Source organism: Wolbachia endosymbiont of Rhagoletis cingulata, from assembly GCF_048537655.1.
Classification (GTDB): Bacteria; Pseudomonadota; Alphaproteobacteria; order Rickettsiales; family Anaplasmataceae; genus Wolbachia; species Wolbachia pipientis.
On record NZ_CP175927.1, the window covers coordinates 572829 to 597204 of the forward strand.

The window sequence follows — 24376 nt, forward strand, 5'->3', positions numbered from 1 at the left end:
ACTTGAAATCTAAGTATGTATTTACTGCTTACCTTATTTTGATTAACATATGCATAAGACTTTGGGCTTAATATGTATCACATTTTAAAATATAAAGATTATGAACCAAAAATAGACGAAAGTGCTTTCATCGCAGGTGGTTCGCATATCATAGGTAAGGTTGAAATAGGAAGAGATGCAAGCATCTGGTTTAATTGTGTAATCAGAGGGGACGTTGGATCAATAAAAATAGGTAATGGAACAAATATTCAAGATGGAACGGTAATTCATGTGGATAGAAACCCAGGTGGTGACACAATTATTGGCAGCATGGTAACAGTGGGACATTTTTGTGTGTTGCACGCATGCACGGTGCATGATAAGGCGTTTATTGGTATGGGCTCTACCGTGATGGACCATGCAGTTGTGGAGCCTGAAGCTATGGTAGCTGCTGGCTCACTGGTAACACACGGAAAAGTGATAAAAAGTGGGGAAATATGGGCTGGCAGGCCAGCAAAATTCTTCAAAAAAATGTCGAATGAAGAAATTAAACATATTACACAATCAGCACAAAATTATATTATGCTAATGAAGGAATATAAAAACTGAAGTTCGCGTCAAGTGTTTTACTTGACACGTACATTTCGGCTTAACCCTTGTTACTTCTTTTTCCCATTCTCATTTACTTCTTGTGCTTTTGCCCCATCTACTTGAGTACTAGGTAATACTGCATATGTAATACCACCGGCTACGAGTGCAGATGCTACTGCTATACCAATCATTACTAACATCTCTAACTTAACTGTACGTTCAAGTGCAGTAAATGCTATCAGTCCAGCAGCAAGACCCATACCAACAGTAGCAGTGTACCGTGCTCCATTGCCTTGTTTTGGTTGCTCAGTTGTTTTGCTTTTATCTTCTAGTTTTCTATTTTTCTCCTCAGCTTCAGTCAATCGATTTTGTAAGTCTTTTGTTTCATCCTTTTTGGCTTTTAACTGAGCAGCAGTATCATTTGGTGCTGCTTGCAACTGCTGAACTTGATCTTTTAATGCTATTATTTCATTCTCTTTGGCTTTTAACTGAGCAGCAGTATCATTTGGTGCTGCCTTTAACTGCGCAACTTCATCATTTAGTTTATTTATTTCATCCTCTTTGGCTTTTAACTGAGCAGCATTTGGTTGGTTGTTTAACTGTGCTTCTAAATCTTTTATTTTATTTGTTAGTGTTGTTTTTTCACCCTCTAACTTCGTAACAGCAGCATCTGGTTGAGCTTTTAATGCTGTCATTTCATTCTCTTTCTCTGTTAACTTTTGCTGTAACGCCACAGCATCTAATGCTTCCAATTCTGTTATTTTAGCATTTTTCTCTTCTAACTGCTGCTGCAACGCTGTAGAATCTATTGCCTTTAGTTTTTCCACTTCAGCTTCTAAGTCTTGTTTTTCCTGCTGAGCTGTGTCCAATTGATCTTGTAATTCTTGTGTTTTAATTCTCAATTCCTCCTCAGCTTTCTTCTTTGCAGCTTCTAATTCTTCATTTTTCCCCTTTAACTGCTCTTCTGCAGCTTCCAATTCTGTTGTTTTAACATTTTTCTCTTCTAACAATTGTACTGTGGGATGGAAAGATAGGGCTTTTACCATAATCTCCTCTTTCCCATCGTTAAAGCCTAACAGATTTTTCATTTCTTCTAGGCGACTAAAATATTTGCCACCCTTTTTCCCAACGGATTTTACATTCATGATTGTATTATCTCCTAGTTCTTCTTGAGGATAAGAACCAGTAATATATAGTTGTTGATCATTTAGCGTACAGCCCACATAAAACTTGTCATCAATTATAGCACCACTCTTATCTACGTTTTTATACTTTTTAAATTCTTCATAATCATCTTTTTTTATAACAAGCACTATTTTATCATCGGCAACCTGTACTGTACCATTCTTTAAGCTTAGCATAACGAACCTCAATTATAATTTAACATTACATAATACCCTTAGAACCTAAGGTCAAGTAATATTTTTATCATAGCATAGAAAATTTATGTTCGTAAACAAAAAATTTTGGCGTAAAATTGCCGTAATTGTGCTATAGCTAAAGTAATTTAGGTTTACCGACCATCGTCATTCCGCTGCTTGTTAGCGGGATCTAGAGATACCGCGGCGGTATGACGTTGCTAGCTTAAAGTTTAAAATTGAGAAATATTTATGTTAAAAGAAAAATACGGCTTTAAAGAAGTTGAAGACAAATGCAACATATTGTGGGAAGGCAGTAAAGTTTACAGGTGGAATGGTGAAAAGGATAACACTTTCACTATAGACACACCTCCACCGACAATATCGGGTAAATTGCATATTGGCCATATATTTAGCTATTGCCACACGGACTTTATTGCAAGGTTTCAGCGCATGCTGGGAAAAGATGTGTTTTACCCAATTGGGTTTGATGATAATGGGCTTCCCACTGAAAGATTGGTTGAGCAAACCTATAAAACCCGCGCAAAAGAAGTTGGCAGGGAAAAATTTATAGAGATGTGCCATGAGGTTATTGAAAAATCAAAGCAAGAATTCAAGGAACTATTTAAATCGGTCGGCATTAGTTATGACTGGGATTTGGAATATCACACGATCAGCAAGGAAACTGTGACGCTTTCACAGATGTCGTTTATTGATCTATATAATAAAGGGTATGCATATAGAAAAATGCAGCCCATCCTTTGGGACCCGGTTGATAAAACAGCAATTGCGCAAGCAGAAATAGAAGATAAAGTTTTTGAGTCATCCTTAAATACGATAGTTTTCTCTACTGAAGAAAATGAGCAGATCAACATTGCAACTACGCGACCTGAGTTACTTCCAGCATGTGTTGCAGTTTTTTGTCATCCAGAGGATGCGCGCTACACCCATCTGATCGGAAAAACAGCCGTGGTGCCGATCACAGAGACAAAAGTTCCAATAATAGCTGATGATAAGGTTAAAATAGATAAAGGCACTGGGCTTGTTATGTGCTGTACGTTTGGTGATGAACTCGACATATATTGGCAGCAAAAGCATAATCTACCGATGAAAATTATCATCGATCAGGATGGGAGGATGAGCCTTCATTCAGTACATGGTCAGAAGGAAGAAATATGGATCCCAGTGTCTGGGCACTGGGATGACACCATAGGGGCTACTGGGATGACAGGAGAAAGGGCTACTCAGATGACAAAGGAAGGTGGGTGTGATCAGAAAGAAGAATGGATCCCAGTGTCAGCTACTCGGATGACAGACGATATACTAAATGAAATAAATGGATTGAAAGTTACAGCAGCAAGAAAGCGGATAATCGAAATCCTAACTGAAAAAGGACTTTTGGTAGAAAGCACTAACATTTCTCATTCTGTTAAGTGTGCAGAAAGATCTGGTGCACCACTTGAGATATTGCCTACTTATCAATGGTTTATCAAGACCTTAGAGCAAAAAGCTCAAGTATTAGATAAAGTAAAAGAATGCAATTGGCACCCAAGCAATATGCGTAAACGCATGGAAGTGTGGATAGAAGGGCTAAATTGGGACTGGTGCATCTCAAGGCAGCGCTATTTTGGTGTGCCATTTCCAGCGTGGTATTCCAAGCGTAAAGGAGAAGAGGGCAAAATCATCCTAGCTGAAATAAAGGCCCTACCTATAGATCCATCGAAAGATTTACCAAAAGGGTATAGCAAAGAAGAGATTATCCCAGATCAAGATGTAATGGATACTTGGGCCACAAGTTCAATTACTCCTCAACTAAGTGCACTGGCAGTAAACAGTGAGTTTAGCTTACCAAATCATCGCTATGATACGATATTTCCTGCAGATCTGCGCAGCCAGAGCCATGAGATAATAAGAACTTGGGCTTTTTATACTATTTTAAAGGCACATTATCATGCAAATTCTTTACCTTGGAAAAACATTATGATCAGCGGTTGGTGTTTAGCAGATGATAAGAAAAAGATGAGTAAATCAAAGGGTAACATCATCACTCCTCATGTAATACTTGAAACTTATGGAGCTGATGTAGTGCGCTATTGGGCAGCGAACTCAAGGCTTGGAGTTGATACAGTCTACTCTGAAAATACATTCAAAATTGGCAAGCGCCTCGTTACAAAACTTTGGAACGCTAGCAAGTTCGTTTCCATGTTCATGGAAAAGCATCAAGTGATGAGCATAAATTCTGCTCACGAGACAATGGATAAGTGGATATTGTCTAAGTTATACAAAGTTATAGAAAGAGCAACAAATAACCTATTACAGTTTGAATACTGCGAAGCTTTGGGCGCAATAGAGGAATTTTTTTGGAAGGATTTTTGTGATAGTTACTTGGAGTTAGTAAAAAAACGTGCGTACGGAAGCAGTGAAGCAACCTTAAGTGCAAAACAAAGCTTGGCGTATGTGTTAAATGTTATTTTGCGGTTATTTGCACCTTTCTTGCCATACATTACAGAAGAGATATACCACCAGTTGTATAGTTATAATTCTGTACACAATCAAAGTAATTGGCCAAGCAAAGAAGAACTTATCTACGATAAATATTCAGAGGAAATGGGAGATAATGTTATTCAGATATTAAACATTATCAGAAAGATAAAGGCAGATAATAATGTATCAGTTAAGCATCTGATAAAAAAGTTGATGATAAAAGCAGATCTACGAGAGGATAAGTTGGATCAATCCGCACAGAATGATTTGCAGGCAGTTTGCAATGCGGAAACGATAGAGTGGATGCAGTCTGAGCTTGAAACTGAAGACGAGAAATACATAGTGAATATAGATTTATATTGATTTTTATAGCTTTACTTCCTTTAATATCCATGCTATTGTAATCATTATTAGTATGAGGGAATAATAATGGGGGATTTATATAATAAAGCCAATGCACCGTATCTTATAGCTGGTGCTCTTGCTACTTTGGTATTGCTTGCGTCTGGGACACTTGCCGTTGCCCCTTATGTTGAGTTCTTGTCTTCAGTTGCAGCCTTTAATGTAGCTCTTCCTGTTGCTTTGAGTTTGTCTATACTTTCTGTTCTGGTGCTTGTACTTTCATGTAAAATGATCAGCCAGAATAAAAAGCTTGATGCACAAAAAGCAGAACCTAATGAAAAAAATGGATTAGCTAAAGAGCAAGAAAATATAATACAAAGCTTAGAGCCTCAAATCAAAGAGCTAAATAAGAGGCTTAGTAGTCAGTACAATGAGATTGAAAAGCTAATTGCTAGTGCTGCAAAAAAAGAGGAGCTAAATAAGCTTAACAATGAAGTGAAAGAGCTAAAGGTAAAGATTGCTAGTGTTGCAACAAAAGAAGAGATAAATAAGCTTAGTAATGAAGTTGAAAAGCTAATTGGTAGTGCTGCAACAAAAGATGAAATGGAAGAGCTAAAGGCAAAGATTGCTAGTGCTGCAACAGAAAGTAAAACACAAGAAAAGATTTTTATGAAATTTTGCGCAAAAGGTGAAAAAAGAGGGAAGAAAGCATTTGAGGATTTTATATTTATAAAAGAGATAAAAACAAAATTAGTAAATATTTATGAATCAATAAAAAATAATATTAATATAGTGTCTTCAGCAAAATCAGGTGATTCAGAAGAAGAGCAAGAAAAAATACAAAGAGGATTCATTTTTCACGGTCCAGGAGGAACTGGTAAGAGTTCAATTGTTGAGGCGATTGGGGATCAGCTGATATCTCTAACTACATTTATAAAAGTTTCTGGAGCTGATTTGCTTGAAAAATCAAATATAAATGAGCTTTTTAATAAAGCAAACGAAAACGCTCCTTGTATAGTTCTTATAGATGAAATCGACAGCTTTGGCAAGGGACGCACTGATGCCAATCGAGTACCTTTAAATTATTTTTTCACTAGATTCGATGAAGCTGATAAAGGTGTGACGGTGTTTGCTACAACTAATGTTAGTCTGCAAGATTTAGATGCATCACTTGTTAGGGGAAGTCGTTTGAGTAGTAAACTCAAGTTTACTATGATAGAAGGAAGTATACTTAAGAATATACTGAAGGATGGTCTGAATGAAAAATTAAAAAATAAAAAGTACAAGCATGCTATCTCAAGAATTTTAAACGAAACAACACTTACAACACTCTCTATCTCAGCAGCAGATGTGGAATGTTTTATAAATTATATAGTTGAAAAGTTAAACAACAAGATTGGAACTTCTGCTTATACTATAATTAAAGATTTTTATATTAAATATAATATTGGAGAGGTGTCGAATAAGCAGACTAACAGGAAAATTGAAAATTCTATAGGAGAATCACAGCAATACACATCCAGACCATCACATAAGCTGAATGACGCTTTATGTTCCTTAGCTACTCTTACGTTACTTACATCTTTAGCGCTTATTGTAACTTCTAATGTGCCTCTTCCTCTAATTCTTGCTTTAGCTACATTATCTATTTTGGTGCTTGCACTTTCATGTAAAATAATTAGTAATAATGTAGAATTGGAAGCAAAAGTAAAAGGTCAGTTAGAACATAAGGAGGAGATGCTTTCTCTTGAACACCAAGAGTTACGTGATGAAAATACAAGATTGAATGAAAAAGTGGATTCTTTAATGGAGGAATTGTGTCAATGCAAATTAGAAAGTGAAAAGAATAAGTTATGTTTAAAGTCAGAATATGAAGATGAGTTACGCTTAAGATTGGAATATGAAGATGAATTAAACTTGGAATTAGAACATAAAAGTAGGGAAGCTTCTTCTCTGCGTACTCAATTAACTATGTTAAGAAAAAAAGTAGAAGTAGAAGAAGTAAAACAATTAAAAACTTTAGAATCGGAAGAACAACATGAGAGCTCAGAAAGCGACATAGAAGAATTAGAGAAGAAGTTATGCCAGTCGGAAAAGGAAAAGAAAGAATTAGAAGGTAAAGTTAGTGATGAACGTCAAAAGCGCACTGATCTTGAAAGTAAAGTTGATAAATTGTGTACAAAGGAGAAAGAGTACTTATCTAAAATTAAGGAGCTGGAAAAGGAGTCATTATCTTTACAAAAAGAAGAGAAAGAATCTGATAACACATTAACAACAGTGAATGATGATCGCGATAATAAGGTGAAAGAATTAAACAGTTCACTTTTGAAGCAATCCTCTCAAATAGAACAACTTCAAAAAGCTTTATTGGAAAAGAAAAAAGAAGAAGTGCTTTTTTTGCAATGGATGATAGAATATGTAACAGATGAGGTAGAAAAATTAGTAAGGGAAAATGAAGTGATCAGAGATGATGATAAAAAAGTAATATTACAAGTGATTCAAGCAACAAAGTCTGAGTTAGTAGAAGAAGCTGCACAATATTTGCCAGGCGAAACGTCTGTTCCTTCATTTGTGGAAGATCCTGGATATACCAGTGGATGTTCTACCCCGATCAATAGCCACTAGACATTTTGAGTACAGTTGTACACTGGATACATAAAACCTTAGCCATTTTTAGCTAGTAGACTGAAAAAGGAAAGTTTGTTGTAGGTGCAGCACTATAATTCCTCCACAGATAAGAGAATTTTAATAAATATATACAAGACTGCTGAACGTGGGGGGAGGAGGGGAGTAATGAGCAATTTGCTTAGTGAGGCTAACACATTTTATTTTATAGCTAGTTCCTTAGCTACTCTTACGTTACTTACATCTTTAGCGCTTATTGTAACTTCTAATGTGCCTCTTCCTCTAATTCTTGCTTTAGCTACATTATCTGTTTTGGTGCTTGCACTTTCGTATAAAATAATTAGTAATAATAAAAAAATAGAGGTTGAAAGAAATAAATTCGCTCAGAAAGAGCAAGAGTTAGAAAATAAAATAACTCTAGGAAAGGAAGCTGAAAAAGCTGCAAACAAAGAAGTGGAAAAATTAAAACATGAATTAACTCGAGAAAAGCAAAATTTAGACAAGAGAGCAAAAAGATTGGATCAGAAAGTAAATGAGTCAGAAGTTGAGAGAGAATCTCTTCTTGAAGAAAAAAAATCTTTAGAGAAAAAATTAGAAACAGCAAAGAATCGTACGTTTGAAATAGACAATGAATTGGACAAAACAAGAAAGGAAATAGGTAAGCTTAATGAGCAGGAAGAGAAATTAAAACTTGAAATCTCATGTTTAAAGAAACAGTTGGAAGAAAGAAGTAGATTTATTGCAAAGCTGAAGATGGAAGTGGATGATAATAAACATTTAGAGCTAGAGAATAAGGGGTTAAATGATAGAATAGAAACGTTACGTGAAGTACAAAAGGCACTACGTGAGAAAAAACATGAACTTAGTGAAAAAGTAGAGGCATTGAATAAGGAAAAAAATAAACTTTCTAAAGAAGTAGAGGAATTACGTGAAGAACAAGAAAGGCTGCATGCAAACTTAGATAAGCTACAATGTAAAATTAAAGAGGTCAACAAAGAAAAGAAAAATTTATCTAAAGAATTAAAAGAGAAATTTGAAGAGTTAGATGAAGCAAATGGTTTAATTAAAAATCAATCTTTTGAGTTAGATGGGATAAGAAAAGATTGTAATAATGAAGTAAAAAGTTTAAGAAATTCACTTTTAGAACGAGACAGTCAAATAGAAGATTTTTTGAAAGAGAAAGAAAAACAAGTGAATTTTGCGCAACTGTTGATAAGATGCGTAACAGACAATATAGAAGAACCAATAAGAAATAATGATGGAAAAGCAATATTAGATACGATTCAAATATTAAAGTCTGCGTTACAAGGAGAAATTGCACGGCTTTTGCCAGACGAAACGCCTTCTTCTTCGCTGGAAGATCTTGGATATGAATCATTATTTGTCAGTCGCTCATCCACCCCGACCAAGTTGCCAAATTCACTATTGACAGAATCTTATGAACGCAGTCAGTTCAATCAGAGTGAAAGTATTTGCAAAACACAACAATGAGTCTTATTATAAGATAAATCATGCAAGATAATGAACCCAATAATATGCGCACTGGATACACAAGACTTAAATAAGGCTATTTCTCTAGCTAATGCTCTGCGTGGTAAAGTTGGCATGGTAAAGCTGGGATTAGAATTTTTTGCTGCTCAAGGTCTTTCTGGAGTGCAAGAAGTTGCAAAATGCAATGTACCAATTTTTTTAGATCTGAAATTGCATGACATTCCAAACACTGTAGCTAAAACAGTTGAAGTAATAAAAGTTCTGAACGTTGAAATGTTAACTCTGCACATCAGCGGTGGGACAAAAATGCTTGAAGAAGCGCTAAGTGTAGTGCAAGGCACAAAAATAAAGCTGATTGGAGTGACAGTGCTAACTAGTATGAGCAATGAGGATTTAAACGAGCTTGGAGTAGCAAGAGAAGTAAAATCACAGGTAATTTTGCTTGCAAAGCTTGCAAAAAAGATTGGACTCTATGGAATAGTCTGTTCTGCATTGGAAGCTCAGGAAGTGCGCCGAGAATGCGGTGAAGACTTTAAAATTATTACTCCAGGAATTCGTATAGATCCAGGTCATGACGACCAAAAAAGAACAGCAACACCAAAAGAAGCAATAAATTCAGGAGCTGATTATATCGTCATTGGCAGACCCATTACAAAAACTACAAGTAGTGCGGAGCTAATATTGAAATCCATGAAAGAATTTTAATATAATAACTTAATTTATAAAAATACTAACATATTAATTAGGAATAAGCATGAGTAATATCAATAGAATAATACGCGAAGTAATCAAGGAATTCCGCTCAAAATTACCAGATAAGGAAATAGAGGAATATTCTGGCAAATTGAATAAGCTACATATCTACCAGTGCAATAAGCATATAATAGAAAATAAGAAGCTATATCATTATACAATAAATGGGAAAACCCATGCTATGGGTCAGCATGGGCATAATTTTGTCAAGAGTTTAGAAGTTATCTTGAGGAATAAGCCACAAATTTCCTTAGAAGAGGTAATTGATTTTATGGAAAAAATAATTAATTTTGGTATTGATAGTTGTTATGGAGCATTTGAGATGATATTTGAATCTCGCTCTGGTGTTACAATAGATGATGCAGTTAATTTTGTAAAAGATAGCTTATCTAGTAAATTTTATGGATTCCATGGCAGTGGGATTTTCAAAGTAATATTAGAACTTAATCCAGAGAGCTCTCTTGAAGAGATAGAGAAACAATTTAGCAAAGTAGTAGATCCTTACTTTCTTAATGCTTGGAGTCGAGAAAGTGAAAGGGCTTTTGCTAAGATATGTAGGTTATGTAGAGAAGGACATGTGGAGAATATGCAGAAATTTGATTTTAGCAATTTTAATTTAGATCAAGATAGTGCTGGAGCATTAAGAGCACTGTTACAGTATTGTGTTGACGTTTCTAATCAAAAAGCTTTAGGTGATTCACATGAATTGCATAGAGAAGAGATGGAGGGGATATATAAATTTGATGATAATTACGATTTAAATTTAGATAGTGATCATAATGATAGTATCTGGCATTGAAATTATACTACAATAATAAAATAACTGGATAAAAATTATCACCAAAAAAATTCAAAAAAGTGCTTGACATAAAAGAACGAACATTATATAGTGTCATTATCTTTTATTTTACCTCGCTTAATTTAATTACTGGATTAAGCTTACAGTACTAAGCGTGGCACAAAGTGCCACGCTATTTTTCGGTTTACATTTTCAACAGATAAAAAATGATGCCATTTCAGTGCCAAGCACATAACTGTACGGATATTCATTTTTAAAGGTAAATTGCACAACAGATGATGTCATTCCAGTGCTTGACACTGGAATCCAGAAATTTTGCTTATAACTGAGCTGATGAGCTAAAGGTAGTTGTCTTACGCTAAAACAAACGTTTTTAATTAAGTTGCATAGAAGCTGGATCCCAGTGTCAAGCACTGGAATGACATCGTTTACTATGTACCATATTGCAATATTCGTACAACTGTGGGAAACATCTATGGATGCCATTCCTATTACCTTATTTCCATTTTTATTTCATTTTCAAAGGAGGCTATTATGTCACTTACCGATATCGCTCACCGTATCAATGAACTCGCTTCATCATGGGAGCAATTTAAATTAATAAATGATCGCAAACTAAAAGAAATTGAAAGCAAAGGGCGTGCTGATTCTGCAACAATTGAGCAGCTATGCAAGGTAAATAATGCCATTGATAGTTGCAAAGAGCGTTTAGACTTGATCGAAACTGCAGCTCAACGCCCAGAAGTAAATACAGATTTTAGCACAAGCGATAAATATTTTTCTGATTATATCCGCAAGGGAATGGAAAGCGGTTTATCACACAAAACCCTCAGTGGAGATGACAGTGATATCGGGGGGTATCTAGTTACTCCGCATATTGTAAAACGCATAAACAAGCGCGTAACTGATTCGTCCCCAATGCGACAAATATGCTCCAGTCAAAGAATCTCTACTGAAACATTGGATTACATTATAGAAGATTTTGACCGCGCCGGTGCAGGTTGGAGCAGTGAAACAGTAGATGATGAGGACGGTGGCAATAAGTCTAAGTATGATTTTGCAAAAGATACGGACACGCCCAAAATCCAAAAGATTTCCGTCACAACTTACGAGTTATATGCTCAACCACAAATATCACAAAAGTTACTCGATGATGCGTTTGTCGATGTTGAGAGTTGGCTGGTGGAAAAGATTGCCGAGACTTTTAGTAAGGAAGAAAGCGAAGCCTTCATTAAGGGTGAGGGCACTTTTCAACCAAAAGGAATTTTAGCTTATGAAAATGGAAACAGTTATAATAAAATAGAGCAAGTTAAAACTGAAAAATTAGATAGTGATTCAATAATGATGTTGTATTACTCTCTGGACGAATATTATTCCAAAAATGCGTCATTTTTGATGAACAGGAGTACGTTGAAGGATATCAGGCTGCTAAAATCTCAAACAGGTCAGTATCTCTGGCAGCCAAGTCTGTCGCTTGAAGCTCCAGATACTTTAATGGGAATACCAGTATATCAATCTGCCGATATGCCACCAGCGCCAAACAATCAGCTACCAGTAATTGCGATGGCAGATTTCAAACAAGCTTATAAGATTGTAGATAACAGAGGAATGAGAATATTAAGAGACCCTTATACGAATAAACCTTATGTGAGGTTTTTTGTCACTAAGCGTGTCGGCGGAGAGGTTGTAAACACCAGTGCTATTAAATTGTTGAAAGTTGCGAGCAAGTACTAAAAACTTCCGCAGCATCATCTTTATAGCTGATCAAAGCAACACGTCATACCGCGATTCATTCCATAACTGTACGAACATTGTGATTTTGGCCCATCAGGAGGGTGTCATCCCAGTGCTTGACACATATAGCTAAACTGACTTAGATTTACCGACAGTTTGAAAAACAAAAATTCGTCATTCCGCTACTTGTTAGCGGAATCTATGCTGAGATATCGCGGCGGTATGACGTAGGAAAACCTTTCTTGGGTTAGCTATAGTTTGCTATATTATGTGATTTTATTTTTAGCATTGCTTCTTACATTATGTAATTTTGTTTTCCATAATGTATATTATGTAATTTTCGATGCTAAGATCTGTTATAGCTCTCAGTATGATATGAGTGATTCTCTTTTAATAATTATTTTTTAAATAGTTTGTTGGTTCATCAATTTCTTTAGGATTGATATCTACAATTATTTTTCCGTTTTTTAACAGAATAATCCGATCTGATATTTTTGTTAAAAAATCCAAATTGTGAGAAGCGATAATCATAGTAATACCCATATCTCTAACTGATTGTAGTAGTTCCACAACGTCGACTATTGTTGCTACATCTAAACCAGACGTTGGCTCATCGCATAATAGAATCCTTGGATTCATCATTAAGCTTCTGGCAAGCGCAACCCGCTGTTTTTGCCCACCGGATAGATTACTAGGGTAATCATTTTTTTTAGAGGCAATACCCAAAGACTCAAGTAGTGAATCACTTTGATCCTGAGTTTTGTTTTTAAGTTTGGGAGCATATGTAAGATTTTCCCAGACAGTCATATGTGAGAAAAGTTGAAAATCCTGAAATACAAAACCAGTACTATCATTGCATTCAATGCTACCAGAATCTAAAACTTCGAGTTTTTGTATACAACGTAACAATGTTGATTTACCACTACCAGAAGGACCAGCAAGACCAACTATAGATTGCTCTATAATCAGGTTAATATTATTAAGTACTGGAACATTATTAAATAATTTACAAACATTATGCATTTTTATCATATATACCTTTCTGTTCAATCTTTTTGCCTATATATTCAATTAGTAATACAAGAGCGTAATAATAAGCCCCAGCAAGACAAAGTGGTATAAAATAAGTAAATTGTTCTGCTGCAAGCATTTGCGCAGAGCGCATAATATCAACACCACCAATAGTAGAGATTAATGCCGTTTCTTTAAGGAGTGCAATGATCTCATTTATCATTGCAGGAAGAGTATTTTTAATAACTTGTGGTAATATAATATCTCTCCACATATAGAAACTAGGTATTTGTAAAGTTTTAGCTGCTTCAAACTGGTTTTTTGATATAGTTTCAATACCAGCTCGTAAAATCTCAGCAATATAAGCACAGCTATTTAGACCAAATGCTATAATGCCAGCACTAAATATGTTTAATTTAATTCCTGCAATGGTTGGGGTCATAAAATAAACAACACTTAACTGTAATATAAGGGGGGTGCCACGTATTACAGATATAATTCCATTAATTAATGGAATACAGATCTTATTATATCTGAGTACTGACAATAATCCCCCTAGACTCACACCTAAAAGCAGTCCTCCAATCAATAATTTTAAAGTAAAGGCAAGGCCTGTTCCAACAAACAAGAAATTAGAAATTAATTCCTGCATCAGTTATCTCCTAGCCATTTTTCTGCTATTTTTTGTATTACACCTTTACTTTCTAAACTTTTTAATGCCTCGTTTATTTTATCCTTTAAAGCAGATCCTTTATTCACAGCAATAACATAACCACCATCTAACTTGGCAGTGGCTGACCATGATAGACCAGGATTTTTTTTGCTAAATACTTTACCTTGGAATTCATCAATTAGGACGCCATCAACATGACCAGACTTTAATGTTTCTACAGCTTGATTATTATTGTCTATAGCAATAATTTGAGCTGTTGTAGGAACATGCTCTTTTAGCCAAATTTCCATGACAGTTCCTAGTTGAACGGCTATCTTCTTGTGAGTTAAGTTGTTTATACCGGCTATGGGTTTATTTTTGTGATATAGAATACCAAATTCCCCTGTATAATAACTATTTGAAAAATCAAAATTTTTTTCACGCTCTTCTGTGCTACCAATAGTAGATATAGCAGCATCTACAGAATTACTTTGCAATGCTGCAAATATAGCACTAAACTGCATATCTTTAAATATCGCTTCTTTACCTAACTCTTTTGCTACTAATTGAGCAAGCTCAATGTCAAAGCCAGTAAATTTACCATTTTCATAATATTCAAAAGGTGGATAATCTGCAGAAATTGCAAATCTAATGATATTATCGTGTTTATTTTCCTTGCATCCTGTTAATAGAATACTTATCACTATAATAGCATTTAAAATATATTTTTTCATATTACTAATTTATATTCATATTTTATTCATCTTATGAATATAGACATTAAAAATTGAATAGTCAAGAAATAATGAATATAATTTCAAATATACTTATTACATATTCAATATGAGGAAAATGCATAATGCATGACAACACACTAGGTGAACATATTTTAAATATTATTCAAAATCACGAAATTTTAGAGCAGAGCGATTTACAGACCTTGCTTAAAGAAAGAGGGCACAACATTCCTCAGGCTACTTTATCAAGAAAATTAAAAAAACTTAAAATTGCCAAAGTTGCTGGTATGTATAAAGTAATTGACATCAACCAATATCGATTACCATTAATACTTAATATGCAAATTTCGGATTTTGGTTTAATAGTACTACACACTCAACCAGGACAAGCTAGCAGCCTAGCTTACTTTCTAGATCAGAAGTATGTTATTTATTCATTAAATAATAGCAAAAACATAGGAATTATAGGAACTATAGCAGGTGATGATACAGTATTATTGATCATCAAAAGTAAGGCTGAACTTAACAAAGTATTACAATCAATTTATGAAACATTTCCATATTTAAGTCCTGAATAAGAATGTTGTAAGTTAAAAATGTGATATAAAGGAGATAAGAGGGATTTCTTTGTTTAAATCTTTGTCTTCTTTTTTTCAATATACCTACATATCAGAATGGACAATTCATATAGAATCAGCATAGGTATTGCAAGCCCTACTTGGCTTAATACATCAGGTGGAGTTAAGATTGCAGCGATAATAAAAATTACCACTATCGCGATTCTGCGTTTATTTGACAAACTTTGTGTAGTGAGTAACCCTACTCTCACCATTAATGTGAGTATTACTGGAATTTGAAATGCAGTGCCAAAAGCAAACATAAATTGGAGAACGAGGTCTAAATATTCGCTAACTGATGGCATAAACTCTATTGGTATACCGAAAGATTTCCCACTATGTTCAAAAGTGATGAAAAACTTCCAGGCTAAAGGAAATATATAGTAATAGACTACAGTAGCTCCCGTTACAAATAAAACCGGTGTTGCAATCAAGTATGGCAACAACACTGCCCTTTCACTTTTATATAACCCAGGTGCTAAGAACATATAAAATTGCCATGCAAACACAGGAAAAGAAAACAAAAGTGCGCTCATTATTGCAACTTGGAGATACACAAAAAATGCCTCTGTTAAGTCTGTGTAAATTAAAGAAAAACCTTCGCTACCTTTTGTTGCTTCTATTAAAGGTGCGAGTAAAAAACGGTATATATTTTCCTTAAAGTAATAACAAAAACCAAAAGCAACGCAAAAAAATAGAAAGCAAAAGATAACTCTTTTTCTGAGTTCCGCAAAGTGCTCATAAAATGAGGCGTATTTGCTTGAGTTCCAGTTCATACTTTACTATAGCTCAATAATGCTATGTCTAACATTCTCAGCGAAAAAGCCCACTCATTGTCATACCACGCTGCAACCCTGCATATATCACCTGTAACATATGTACCAGTTAAATCCACAATTGCACTATAAGGGTTATGCACAAAATCTATTGAGACTAAAGGTTCCTCGCATATAGAAAGTACATTTGACATTGGATAACCCTCTGTCATCCTAGTACCCTCTGATGTCATCCGAGTAGCTGACACTGGGATCCAGAAATTAGATTCCAGCGTCACGCGCTGGAATGACGTAGAGGAGAGAGCTGCATCCTTAAACATTTCATTGATTTCTTTAACGGTCGCTTTCTTATCAGTCGTAAATGTAAAATCAACCATAGAAACATTGCTAACCGGAACTCTGACGGCAGTGCCATCTAGCTTGCCCTTTAATTCAGGAATTATAGAACCAATTGTTTTTGCTGCCCCGGTTGTAGTTGGCACCATAGATAATCCGCAAGCCCTTGCTCTACGCAAATCTTTATGATTACCATCAAGAACATTTTGATCATTCGTGTAGGCATGTATAGTAGTCATAAAACCGCTTTTTATACCTAAACTGGAGTGTAGGACTTTCACAATCGGAGCAAGGCAATTTGTAGTGCAAGAACCTGCTGATATCACTTTATGCTCTTTTTCGAGCATATCGTCATTCACACCATAAACTATAGTGACATCAGCATCCGGAACTGGAGCAGAGACAATTACTTTCTCTGCATTGTGCCTTATTGCTTCTTCACGTTTATTGAATGCACCAGTACATTCAAGTATTACATCAACATTCCAAGGAATATTTTCAGGATTCCGTTCTCTATATAAAGAAAACTTTTTGCCATTTATAGAAATCCAATTTTGAGACTCATTAAAATCAATATCACCACTGAATTTGCCATGAACAGAATCATATTTAATCAAATGTGCATGCTGCTTTGCACTGAGCGATCCATTGACAGCTACAACTTCTATTTGTTTGCTATATTCTTCTATTTCGAAAATAGCACGCAATACGCCTCTGCCTATTCTACCCAGACCATTAATTCCTACACGAATCGTCATCTCTTCATTCAAAAAATTTAATTATAGAGGATATCACTTGATATTTCATTTTATTCTTTTGCTTTTCTATCGATATGAACATTATAGCAAGGAGACAGGGCTAAAAACTTGCTTGACAAACTCCGCCAGCCCCCTTATCATGAAACTGAAGCTATTGTATTTGCTTTCGCCAATCTGCAGATTAAAAGGTAAGGATTACTTAATGTATCGGCGTCTTATGTTTAATTTTTTGCAGTATATAGATACTGTATGTCTTTACAAAACTTCATCTACATCTAGATTTTTATCTAAATAAGCTGAACGCGCTTATAAAGCGTTACAAGACATCAAAAAATGCCAATACTTGACAGAGATAGTAAAAGACTAGCTAACTCGGGGATTCTTTGTCTTTTTTTCTGCTTGGTAAATTTCTTAAACATTTGCAGCGTAGGTTAGTTGCAATTAAAAGCAGCTAAATCTTGCTTGTCAAACGTTTAAAACATAAAAAACGCCAATATTTTAAAGCAGATAATAACCCCAGGGCTTCTTTTGCCTTTTTTTTCATTTGGTAAATTTCTTAATGTTTATAGCTAAAAGAGCCCAAGAGAGGTCAATGCCCCTGTGATGTCATTCCAGTGCTTGACACTGGAATCCAGCCTTTATTATGCAGCCACTTGGTTGAAATTAAGTCTTCTGGATCCCAGTGGGCTTTGTTGCATCGCTAGCTATGATGGATTAAAGATAAAAAAGATAGGGAATATCAGTAGCTTATTATTCTGGTATTTATAACAAGAACGGTCAATGAATACCTAAATTTGAGTAAAAGAAATTTCACTACCATTTACCAATCCGGCTAAAATTCAAGAATTTCAATGCTTTAGCTATTTTCAATAGAATTAAATTTATTAATATAAATAACAAATTACTATTCTTAAATTTGATCAGATTGATTGCAAAAAAACAAGATTTTCAATAGGTTGCTTATAATCCTAACTATAGTTAGCCTTTCATAAGTAGCGATGCAACAAAGCCATCCCAGTGTCAAGCACTGGGATGACAAAAAAAGGAGGCTACTCGGATGACAGGAGAAGGTACTGCCGTCATAAAGGAACCAGTTTCAGCTACTTTCATGACATCGTTGTAACATTGTACCATATTACAATTTAGCGTTTTTAGTAACTAAGAAAGTGCTTCCCCCTTTTAGAGCACTGCATATAATAGAATTATATCGCAGTGCATTGCGAAACAAAATTCCCAATACTACAGGAGGCTTTATGAATAAGAAATTTCTCTATTCACCATTGTCAATAAAAAGTATAGGAGAAAACGGTGTATTTTCTGGTTATGCGAGCGTTTTTAACATAGTTGATAAACAAAATGATCTGATATTGCCCGGAGCATTTAAGGAAAATTTAAACAGAAATAAAATAAAACTCCTTTGGCAGCATAATCCTGACGAACCTATAGGTAGTATCATAGATATTTATGAAAATGATGTTGGCCTGTATATAACCGCACATTTACTTTTGGGTATTCAGAAAGCAGAAGAAGTGTATTTGATGCTCAAAACTGGGGCAATTAACGGACTTTCCATCGGCTATATACCTATAGAGTATGATGTTGATCATAAAAGTGGAGCTAGAGTGTTAAAACAAGTGGAATTATGGGAAGTCAGTTTGGTCACTTTTCCTGCAAACTTGGCTGCTCAGGTAATCAATGTGAAAAATCAGAACAATGAACAGGGAGTGTTAGCAAGAGCGATAGAAAAAGCAAATGCTGTACTTGCAGACATGTACATTTCTGCTTAAAGTGTATTAGGCGGGCAAAGACTTTACCATAATTTGACACCTGCGTTAGTATTTGTTTAACATTTATACTAATATATATAACTTTATTACTATTAAAATTTTCTGTAAATTAAAGTTAAAAAATAAGGTAATTTTATGCTAAATATTAATAATAAGGTTAATTATGAAATTAATATTAAGCGAAAGGAAAAAAAATACAGCTGGTCTACTGTATTTGCTTGGTTATATCTAAAAACGATTGGACGAATATTGCCCAAGAGATGGAATAGATGGGCAGAAAATATTTTGTACTACGATAAAACTACTGCAAACAATGAAGTTCAAACTGATGCTTTTAAGACAATAGATGGAAGTGTTCAAGTTGACTTAAAACCTGAAGTTGTAGAGAAAGAGAGCCAAAGTGTAGTGATAAACAAAGATGGAGGGGTTCAGACTGATGGAGTAGCATTGATAACAGAGGAAGATGATGAAGCATTAGAAGAACAGCTGGAGGGCATAAATCAGGAATTAGAACTTGAACGTTTACAAAATGCTTCCTTAAAAGAAGAAAATAGAGAATTACGATCTGCAATTGAAGGACTTTAAAAGAGTTATAAGGGACTTACAGAAGATGCAGGCGAACGAGAAGAGTAACTAACCAAATACAAACAAGATAAAAAAGCAATGCAGGATAAAGTTGATGAACAACAGAAAACTATATTTGATCAATACATGATAATAAGAGAGCAAGGAGAAGAAATTGAAGCTACTAGGAAAGATAATGAAAGTCTGCAAGCACAAATAATAGAACTTAAGAGTAGGTTAAAGGACAAGGAGGATAAATTAATTGAATTGAATCAACAATGGCAAGCTAGCAAATTAGTGGCTTTACTTAAATCACAGACTGATAAATTGTGTCAGGTTAAAGACAAAAATACTGAATTAGAAAATAAAGTCAGTGACTTAGGTCATGAAAACAAAGCTCTACGATTAAGTGTGAATACATTGACTGCTCAATTGGGTGAAATGGAGAACTTGGGGAAGCAATTACAAAGTGTTCAAGAATCTAAACAACAATTGGAGATTGATTTAGAAGGTCAATTGAAAGCTGACACTAAGAAACTACAGGAAGCAAAAGAAGGTCAATTGGCTAAAAAGGCAGGTGCAGTGAGTACAGTATCTACTGCAAAATCAACTCTTTCAAAATTACGAAACTTGCCCAATAAGCTTTCTAGGGATAAGGGTCTCAATAACTTTTTATCTGGGAAAAACGAGGAGTTAAAAAAAGGTTTTCCTGAATTTAAAGAGAAACACTTTTGCCATAACGTGCTTAATGAAACTATAAAGTCTCTATCAAATCAAGATGATGGCAAATTTGAAAGCAGTAAGCTGCTTGAATTATTAGAAAGTAATTTGAAACAATCCGCAAGGGAGATCATAGAAGCTAAGGTTAAAGAAGTTGTCAACGAACATTGTAACATTGGAAAAAATATGGGTAAAGAACTACGAGATGACACGTTAAAAGCCAAGTTGTCACCTTCTGTTAGAAAATGCGTAAAAAAATTAGAATTTAACAAACAAGAAGGGGTAAATAAGATTGTAGACTCTATCTTGCACAGCTTTAATAGCAAGAATAATAATAATAACGACTCAGGAGAATTGCTTAAAGAAATTGTTACAGGAAAATTAACAGAGGCTAAAATGAAATGTTTTTCAAATAAGATTCAAGAGTTACAACTGGCATTAAGCATAAGAGATAAATTTTTATCTCCAGATCAGGGAATGTGTAATCAAACTCAAGGAGGAGTAAACGAATATCAATTAACAGAAAAAGCTAAAAAAGAACATATACCTAATTCCTCTATGAGTTCCCCTAATATTGCAAGCATACATTCATTGAACAGTCAGAAAGCAGTTAGAATAGGTTCTTAGCATAAAGCACCAGCTCCTCTTTTGTTAAAGTGTAGGAGCTATCTTCCCAATGTTGTTTTAGCAATTCCAAGTTTCTACCTAAACTTTTTCCTGGCTGGTGACCTATACTTATTAAATCATCGCCAGATAAAGGAAATTTTGGAATATTGAATGTGTTAGCAAATGAAATGTATTCATCAACATTTTCTCCAGACTCAACACCACAAATTTTCACTAAATCACAATATAATTCTCTACCAAATAAAGATATGTATTTTTTTTGCTCTTTTTCTGAGAGTTCTGTTTTGATATCGTTGGATAGTAAAAATAGCAGCTTTTTCTTTTGCTTGTTCGAAAGACGTAAAAATTTGCTTACATATTCTCCAAGACTTAACCTGTCATTTTTTTTAGTAGCCCTAAGGAGTAACGCTAATTTTACTAGTGCATCAGTGCCCAAAAGAAGTGGCGAAGACAGAATTTCGCATTTTACTTCTTTTGAGATAATCTTTTGCAAAACATCAGATTCTTGCATGCTCTTAAGTGTTGGAAAAGGATCATTGCACTCCAGCAATTTAAGTATTTCATCTCTTATTCTCTCTCCAGAGAGGTTTTGGATCATATGCGAATGCTTTTTGCATACGCTTAGTATTTCATCACTCAAATCTCCGACACATATTTTTGCATGAAAACGAAAAGCTCTTAGAATACGTAGATAGTCTTCTTTAATTCTATCTTCAGCGTTGCCTATAAAGTTTAACCTTCGCGCTTTTAAGTCCTCTATACCACCAAAGTAGTCATATATATGGCCATGCTTATCTGCATACAGAGCATTAAATGTAAAGTCGCGCCTTGAAGCATCCGCTTGCCAATTATTGGTAAATTCTACTTTTGCATGCCTACCATCACATTTCACATCATGCCTTAGTGTCGTAATTTCAAAAGACCTCTGATTTAGAACCGCAGTGATAGTTCCATGTTTTAAGCCAGTTGGAATAGTTTTTATATTACGGAGTTTTAGCGCTTTAATCGTTTGATTGGGAAGCAAATTAGTAGCTAAATCGATGTCGTGGACATCACGCTGCAAAATTGAGTCTCTCACACACCCGCCGACAAGCCTAGCCTCACCACCAAATTCCTCTATGGCATCAATAATTAAACTAGTCTCATGGTCAACTTGCATTTAGGTTAGTACGTACTGGAAGTTCATATTATATGAAATGCTTGCAAAAGCCCTATATAAAAATATACAGGGCTATTAAGATTTTACAAGTTGTGGTGCTCGTTGTTGATGAAATGGTTCTGCCATCGATTCCGTACCACATCTTAGTAAACTTGAAGGGTTTTGCTGCTCTATGCGCTGCTTTATATCACTAACGCACTGCCCTACAACATCACCAATTTTTCCATCAGCATTTTCTGCCAATAACTTATCAAATCCCTTTTCAACCTCTGCTCTCTCAGAGATATCCTTTGAAAGGTTACAATATTCTAAGATCTCGTCTAGCTGCAGTTTTTTTGCTAATAGGAAATCTTCTTGTTCTTGCTCTTGTTTAAGTTTGGTTTCCTCTTGCAGTTGTTTTGCTGAACTTTTATTTCTATCAAGCAATGGTTCGAAATGCAATCCGCCTTTGTTTATTATATGCACAGTACTACTATCATCATAATCAACTTTATTGTATTCACCTACACTTTTTGAACCTGAATTGTCTATTAATTCATGCAAAGACAGATCTTGGTTATCAACAGTCTGGTTCTCTATAACATGTAGCTTTACCTTATACTTTTCACAAAGTATTCTGCCTTCAACGTCAGGATCACCCCACCTACTGTTACGCATAATGTCTGCTGTATAATCATCTACAGTTTCACTACGGTGCTGGCCATTGTTATCATGACTATTGACAATTGCATTTGTAAACCACTTTGGTGGATTCTTTTGCGCAAATTCCCTACAATCATTTCTTAATTTTTCGGCAGTAACTTGCTCTCCTGTCTGTTGTTCTAGACTTTGCCTGAACGAGTCAAAAAAACAGCTTCCATTACCAATTGCTTGTCCTACATAGAAATTGTCAGGGTAAGGGTTACTATTTAAAAGAGTTATTTCTTGCCCTGAGATCCTGGGCCTTTTTATTCCAACCTCAACATCATGAAAGTCACTTGGTAGTTTCCGTTTCTTAGCTGTAGTCATAGTTTTACCTTAATTTAAGCTATATATTACTATACCAACAAAATTGTCAATAAGCGACTAATTAAGTATAGCAGAAATTTTTAAATTATGCAATAGTTATAATTTTACATAGCAAATATGAGTTTTAACTGCGGTATAGTTGGGTTACCAAACATAGGAAAATCAACCTTATTTAATGCGCTTACAGAGTCAAGTGCAGCCGAAGCTGCAAATTATCCTTTTTGCACAATCGAGCCAAATATAGGCAAGATTTCGATAAAAGATCAACGTTTGAAACAAATCGCAGCAATTGCAGGCTCAGAGAAGGTAATCTACAACCAATTAGAAGTTGTAGATATTGCAGGTCTGGTAAAGGGTGCGAGCAAAGGCGAAGGGCTTGGCAATAAATTTTTAAGCCATATCAGAGAAGTTGATGCCATCGTTCATCTGCTCAGGTGCTTTACGGATGACGATATCAGCCATATACACAGTAAAATAGATCCAATATCAGATGCTGAAGTGGTAGAAATGGAATTAATCCTAGCTGATATTGATAGCATAGAAAAAAGGCTTCCTCAATTGGAAAAGAAAGCAAAGCAAGGTGATAAAGAGCTAAAGAGACAACTTGAATTAATGCAAGAGGTATTAGCTACTTTAAAATTAGGTAAACCTGCAAGAAGTTTGGAGAATATCAATGAAGATGAGATGAAGTTGCTTCAATTGCTGACAACAAAGCCCGTTATGTACGTTTGCAATGTTGAAGATACAAATGTTATAACTGGCAATGAATTATCTAAAAAGGTAGAGAGGATGGCGGAGGAAAATAAAAGCAAATTTTATTGCATTTCAGCAAAACTCGAAGCAGATATTGCAAATCTTGATAGTGAAGAGGAAAAACAGAGTTTTTTATCAGAATTTGGCTTACAAGAATCAGGCCTTGATGGAGTAGCGCGTATTATGTATGAAGTGCTGAGTATGATAACTTTCTTTACTGTGGGCCCCAAAGAAGCACGTGCATGGCCAGTAAAAATAGGGTCAACAGCCGATAAAGCAGCAGGTGTAATCCACACTGATTTTGAGAAAGGCTTTATAAAAGCAGAGACAATAAGCTTTGCAGACTACATAAAGTATGGAAGTGAATCAGCTTGCAAAGACGCAGGAAAAATTCGCTTTGAAGGCAGAGATTATATCGTGCAAGATGGCGATATAATGCACTTTAGGTTTAATGTGTAGTTTATTATGCAGCCACTTATTTAAAGTTAAGTTTTCTGGATCCCAGTGTCTGGGCACTGGGATGACATCCTCCCTAGCGGAGATTGCTCTCAAACCACAATGTTCGTACAGTAAGCACTGACCACTTTGCTTCAATATTTGCGATGCCCCTGAACAGATACAAAAAATCTATTGTTTTTTTATAAATTAAATCCTAAGGCATTTTTTACTGTAGATTAATCATTTGATTATAGTATCATTTTAATTAAGCTTATGC

21 protein-coding genes and 1 pseudogene are annotated in these 24376 nt (G+C 35.0%); 12 read left to right on the plus strand and 10 right to left on the minus strand.

All coding sequences use genetic code 11. The features are described from left to right. The first annotated feature begins 72 nt into the window (after positions 1–72). A complete protein-coding gene (locus ACJZL3_RS02665; RefSeq protein ID WP_010962614.1) occupies positions 73–588 on the plus strand; it encodes a gamma carbonic anhydrase family protein in 516 nt (171 codons plus the stop codon). Positions 589–638: 50 nt separating this feature from the next. Here ACJZL3_RS02665 and ACJZL3_RS02670 read toward each other — a convergent pair whose 3' ends face one another. Further along, entirely contained in the window at positions 639–1931 is a 1293-nt protein-coding gene (locus ACJZL3_RS02670; protein ID WP_419198913.1) for a hypothetical protein, read from the minus strand. Between the two features lie 249 nt (positions 1932–2180). Between ACJZL3_RS02670 and ACJZL3_RS02675 the strand changes: the two genes are divergently transcribed. The 5 genes from ACJZL3_RS02675 to ACJZL3_RS02695 all read left to right on the plus strand — a co-directional run bounded on the left by ACJZL3_RS02675 (position 2181) and on the right by ACJZL3_RS02695 (position 10422). Then, positions 2181–4775, plus strand: a complete 2595-nt coding sequence (locus ACJZL3_RS02675; RefSeq protein ID WP_182282612.1) for a valine--tRNA ligase — start codon at positions 2181–2183, stop codon at positions 4773–4775. 66 nt (positions 4776–4841) lie between these two features. Beyond that, positions 4842–7379: an AAA family ATPase gene (locus ACJZL3_RS02680; protein WP_419198914.1), complete on the plus strand. Its 2538-nt coding sequence runs from the start codon at positions 4842–4844 to the stop codon at positions 7377–7379. 168 nt (positions 7380–7547) lie between these two features. After that, positions 7548–8870, plus strand: a complete 1323-nt coding sequence (locus ACJZL3_RS02685; protein ID WP_010962610.1) for a hypothetical protein — start codon at positions 7548–7550, stop codon at positions 8868–8870. Positions 8871–8900: 30 nt separating this feature from the next. Continuing rightward, complete coding sequence (pyrF, locus tag ACJZL3_RS02690) at positions 8901–9575, plus strand: orotidine-5'-phosphate decarboxylase (protein WP_010082622.1); 675 nt, start codon at positions 8901–8903, stop codon at positions 9573–9575. Between the two features lie 49 nt (positions 9576–9624). Then, on the plus strand, positions 9625–10422 hold the full coding sequence (locus ACJZL3_RS02695) for a hypothetical protein (RefSeq protein ID WP_007548904.1): 798 nt from the start codon (positions 9625–9627) through the stop codon (positions 10420–10422). Between the two features lie 192 nt (positions 10423–10614). On the opposite strand, the gene ACJZL3_RS02700 is transcribed toward ACJZL3_RS02695, so the two are convergent. Then, positions 10615–10908 (minus strand): hypothetical protein, encoded by a 294-nt coding sequence (locus tag ACJZL3_RS02700; protein ID WP_010962608.1) that lies wholly within the window; start codon positions 10906–10908, stop codon positions 10615–10617. Positions 10909–10956: 48 nt separating this feature from the next. Here ACJZL3_RS02700 and ACJZL3_RS02705 point away from each other — a divergent pair, with 48 nt between their 5' ends. Continuing rightward, complete coding sequence (locus tag ACJZL3_RS02705; RefSeq protein WP_065094900.1) at positions 10957–12156, plus strand: phage major capsid protein; 1200 nt, start codon at positions 10957–10959, stop codon at positions 12154–12156. Positions 12157–12546: 390 nt separating this feature from the next. On the opposite strand, the gene ACJZL3_RS02710 is transcribed toward ACJZL3_RS02705, so the two are convergent. The 3 genes from ACJZL3_RS02710 to ACJZL3_RS02720 are packed head-to-tail and all read right to left on the minus strand — an operon-like array spanning position 12547 to position 14553. Further along, positions 12547–13188, minus strand: coding sequence for an amino acid ABC transporter ATP-binding protein (locus ACJZL3_RS02710; RefSeq protein ID WP_010962606.1), 642 nt, complete (start codon positions 13186–13188; stop codon positions 12547–12549). Continuing rightward, the gene (locus ACJZL3_RS02715; RefSeq protein WP_419198915.1) at positions 13172–13819 is read right to left on the minus strand and encodes an amino acid ABC transporter permease; all 648 of its coding nucleotides are present in this window, start codon (positions 13817–13819) and stop codon (positions 13172–13174) included. Before ACJZL3_RS02715 ends, ACJZL3_RS02710 begins: the two co-directional genes overlap by 17 nt. Next, positions 13819–14553: an ABC transporter substrate-binding protein gene (locus ACJZL3_RS02720; RefSeq protein WP_038198776.1), complete on the minus strand. Its 735-nt coding sequence runs from the start codon at positions 14551–14553 to the stop codon at positions 13819–13821. The genes ACJZL3_RS02715 and ACJZL3_RS02720 overlap by 1 nt, the downstream gene beginning before the upstream one ends. A gap of 125 nt (positions 14554–14678) precedes the next feature. Between ACJZL3_RS02720 and ACJZL3_RS02725 the strand changes: the two genes are divergently transcribed. Next, positions 14679–15134, plus strand: coding sequence for an arginine repressor ArgR (locus ACJZL3_RS02725; RefSeq protein WP_010081874.1), 456 nt, complete (start codon positions 14679–14681; stop codon positions 15132–15134). Between the two features lie 53 nt (positions 15135–15187). Here the strand turns inward: ACJZL3_RS02725 and tatC are convergent, their stop codons facing one another. The 3 genes and pseudogenes from tatC to ACJZL3_RS02740 form a co-directional block, all read right to left on the minus strand. After that, positions 15188–15949, minus strand: coding sequence for a twin-arginine translocase subunit TatC (tatC, locus tag ACJZL3_RS02730; protein WP_010962605.1), 762 nt, complete (start codon positions 15947–15949; stop codon positions 15188–15190). Next, positions 15946–17043, minus strand: coding sequence for a type I glyceraldehyde-3-phosphate dehydrogenase (locus ACJZL3_RS02735; RefSeq protein WP_010962604.1), 1098 nt, complete (start codon positions 17041–17043; stop codon positions 15946–15948). Before ACJZL3_RS02735 ends, tatC begins: the two co-directional genes overlap by 4 nt. Before the next feature lie 604 nt (positions 17044–17647). Then, positions 17648–17728 (minus strand): annotated as a pseudogene (locus ACJZL3_RS02740) (WPE palindromic element domain-containing protein); the annotation flags it as partial. A 568-nt stretch (positions 17729–18296) separates the two neighbouring features. On the opposite strand from ACJZL3_RS02740, the gene ACJZL3_RS02745 reads away from it, so the two are divergent. The 3 genes from ACJZL3_RS02745 to ACJZL3_RS02755 all read left to right on the plus strand — a co-directional run bounded on the left by ACJZL3_RS02745 (position 18297) and on the right by ACJZL3_RS02755 (position 20741). Continuing rightward, entirely contained in the window at positions 18297–18830 is a 534-nt protein-coding gene (locus tag ACJZL3_RS02745) for an HK97 family phage prohead protease (RefSeq protein WP_070357044.1), read from the plus strand. A 135-nt stretch (positions 18831–18965) separates the two neighbouring features. Next, positions 18966–19415 carry a hypothetical protein gene (locus tag ACJZL3_RS02750; RefSeq protein WP_419198916.1) on the plus strand — a complete coding sequence of 150 codons (450 nt, stop codon included), beginning with the start codon at positions 18966–18968 and terminating at the stop codon, positions 19413–19415. A 78-nt stretch (positions 19416–19493) separates the two neighbouring features. After that, a complete protein-coding gene (locus tag ACJZL3_RS02755; RefSeq protein WP_419198917.1) occupies positions 19494–20741 on the plus strand; it encodes a hypothetical protein in 1248 nt (415 codons plus the stop codon). Here the strand turns inward: ACJZL3_RS02755 and ACJZL3_RS02760 are convergent. Together ACJZL3_RS02760 and ACJZL3_RS02765 are read right to left on the minus strand one after the other, a co-directional pair. After that, positions 20725–21900 (minus strand): CCA tRNA nucleotidyltransferase, encoded by a 1176-nt coding sequence (locus ACJZL3_RS02760; protein ID WP_419198918.1) that lies wholly within the window; start codon positions 21898–21900, stop codon positions 20725–20727. The two genes, ACJZL3_RS02755 and ACJZL3_RS02760, sit on opposite strands and share 17 nt — an antisense overlap. Positions 21901–21975: 75 nt before the next feature. Next, positions 21976–22908 carry a hypothetical protein gene (locus ACJZL3_RS02765; RefSeq protein WP_419198919.1) on the minus strand — a complete coding sequence of 311 codons (933 nt, stop codon included), beginning with the start codon at positions 22906–22908 and terminating at the stop codon, positions 21976–21978. A 117-nt stretch (positions 22909–23025) separates the two neighbouring features. Here ACJZL3_RS02765 and ychF point away from each other — a divergent pair, with 117 nt between their 5' ends. Then, a complete protein-coding gene (ychF, locus tag ACJZL3_RS02770) occupies positions 23026–24120 on the plus strand; it encodes a redox-regulated ATPase YchF (RefSeq protein WP_010962597.1) in 1095 nt (364 codons plus the stop codon). Positions 24121–24376: the final 256 nt, after the last annotated feature.

Excerpts from the sequence above, each read along its gene's own strand:
- ACJZL3_RS02705 (WP_065094900.1), top strand. The coding sequence starts at position 10,957 with ATGTCACTTACCGATATCGCTCACCGTATCAATGAACTCGCTTCATCA.
- ACJZL3_RS02745 (WP_070357044.1), top strand. The coding sequence starts at position 18,297 with ATGAATAAGAAATTTCTCTATTCACCATTGTCAATAAAAAGTATAGGA.
- ACJZL3_RS02675 (WP_182282612.1), top strand. The coding sequence starts at position 2,181 with ATGTTAAAAGAAAAATACGGCTTTAAAGAAGTTGAAGACAAATGCAAC.
- ACJZL3_RS02670 (WP_419198913.1), bottom strand. The coding sequence starts at position 1,931 with ATGCTAAGCTTAAAGAATGGTACAGTACAGGTTGCCGATGATAAAATA.
- ACJZL3_RS02695 (WP_007548904.1), top strand. The coding sequence starts at position 9,625 with ATGAGTAATATCAATAGAATAATACGCGAAGTAATCAAGGAATTCCGC.
- tatC (WP_010962605.1), bottom strand. The coding sequence starts at position 15,949 with ATGAACTGGAACTCAAGCAAATACGCCTCATTTTATGAGCACTTTGCG.
- ACJZL3_RS02765 (WP_419198919.1), bottom strand. The coding sequence starts at position 22,908 with ATGACTACAGCTAAGAAACGGAAACTACCAAGTGACTTTCATGATGTT.
- pyrF (WP_010082622.1), top strand. The coding sequence starts at position 8,901 with ATGAACCCAATAATATGCGCACTGGATACACAAGACTTAAATAAGGCT.
- ACJZL3_RS02710 (WP_010962606.1), bottom strand. The coding sequence starts at position 13,188 with ATGATAAAAATGCATAATGTTTGTAAATTATTTAATAATGTTCCAGTA.
- ACJZL3_RS02725 (WP_010081874.1), top strand. The coding sequence starts at position 14,679 with ATGCATGACAACACACTAGGTGAACATATTTTAAATATTATTCAAAAT.
- ACJZL3_RS02665 (WP_010962614.1), top strand. The coding sequence starts at position 73 with ATGTATCACATTTTAAAATATAAAGATTATGAACCAAAAATAGACGAA.
- ACJZL3_RS02700 (WP_010962608.1), bottom strand. The coding sequence starts at position 10,908 with ATGGCATCCATAGATGTTTCCCACAGTTGTACGAATATTGCAATATGG.
- ACJZL3_RS02685 (WP_010962610.1), top strand. The coding sequence starts at position 7,548 with ATGAGCAATTTGCTTAGTGAGGCTAACACATTTTATTTTATAGCTAGT.
- ACJZL3_RS02735 (WP_010962604.1), bottom strand. The coding sequence starts at position 17,043 with ATGACGATTCGTGTAGGAATTAATGGTCTGGGTAGAATAGGCAGAGGC.
- ACJZL3_RS02760 (WP_419198918.1), bottom strand. The coding sequence starts at position 21,900 with ATGCAAGTTGACCATGAGACTAGTTTAATTATTGATGCCATAGAGGAA.
- ychF (WP_010962597.1), top strand. The coding sequence starts at position 23,026 with ATGAGTTTTAACTGCGGTATAGTTGGGTTACCAAACATAGGAAAATCA.
- ACJZL3_RS02750 (WP_419198916.1), top strand. The coding sequence starts at position 18,966 with ATGCTAAATATTAATAATAAGGTTAATTATGAAATTAATATTAAGCGA.
- ACJZL3_RS02755 (WP_419198917.1), top strand. The coding sequence starts at position 19,494 with ATGCAGGATAAAGTTGATGAACAACAGAAAACTATATTTGATCAATAC.
- ACJZL3_RS02715 (WP_419198915.1), bottom strand. The coding sequence starts at position 13,819 with ATGCAGGAATTAATTTCTAATTTCTTGTTTGTTGGAACAGGCCTTGCC.
- ACJZL3_RS02720 (WP_038198776.1), bottom strand. The coding sequence starts at position 14,553 with ATGAAAAAATATATTTTAAATGCTATTATAGTGATAAGTATTCTATTA.
- ACJZL3_RS02680 (WP_419198914.1), top strand. The coding sequence starts at position 4,842 with ATGGGGGATTTATATAATAAAGCCAATGCACCGTATCTTATAGCTGGT.